Annotated in this window: 1 protein-coding gene; it reads right to left on the bottom strand. The window is 53.9% G+C overall.

Annotation, left to right across the window (positions count from 1 at the left end; translation table 11 throughout):
• Positions 1-464, bottom strand: a 464-nt coding sequence (rfbC, locus tag A3722_RS14935; RefSeq protein ID WP_067916255.1) for a dTDP-4-dehydrorhamnose 3,5-epimerase, incomplete at its 3' end; no start/stop codon positions are given.
• Positions 465-812 lie beyond the last annotated feature (348 nt).

Genomic DNA, 812 nt, shown 5'->3' on the forward strand with positions numbered 1-812 from the left:
ATGCCGATATCGGGATCGTCAAAGCGCAACGCGCCGTCACATTCGGGCGCGTAGTAGTCGGTGCATTTATAGATAATCTCTGTATCAGGGGCGCGCGTGACAAAACCGTGCAGGAACCCTTTGGGTATCAGCAGTTGCGAACCGTTCTCGGCGGTCAAGTCATAGCCAACCCATTGGCCATATGTCGGGCTGCCCTTGCGGATATCCACCGCCACGTCGAACAGCGCCCCTTGGCCGCAGCGCACCAGCTTGTCCTGCGCATGAGGCGGGGTCTGAAAATGCAACCCGCGCACGGTCCCGACGGCTGCAGAAATCGAATGATTGTCCTGCACGAAGTCTAATGCGATCCCGTGTTCCGCCAGTGTCTTGCGGTTCCAGCTTTCGGAAAAGAACCCACGGGCATCACCGAACCTTGCGGGTTTTAACAAAAGGACCCCCGGTAGGGCGGTTTGAGTCACCTGCACAGTGGCGTGCTCCTTGAAATTTCTCCACTTGCCTTAGCAAGCAATCGGCTCATTGTCACGTGATGCTAGGGCAATGTGGGGACGCTCTTTTGCTCTTAGGCGCCCGCCACGGTCATTCGCGGATTAGAGCACCTTATTTTAGCCCGTCTTTTTTCACCGCAACGTTCTAGAAGCGCAGAAATTCACGACCATACCAAAAGTTTATACTGGCTTGGGGTAAACACTCTCAAATTACTGCCGAGATGGGGGTTACGCTGGCTGAAATACGAGATAGAAATGGTGTACCGCCCTCCGAACCATGCTTTTTTAGAGAACTCCATTTATGAACATGACAGCCCTGACCCACTT

This window comes from Sulfitobacter sp. HI0027 (genome assembly GCF_001634775.1).
Taxonomy (GTDB): domain Bacteria; phylum Pseudomonadota; class Alphaproteobacteria; order Rhodobacterales; family Rhodobacteraceae; genus Sulfitobacter.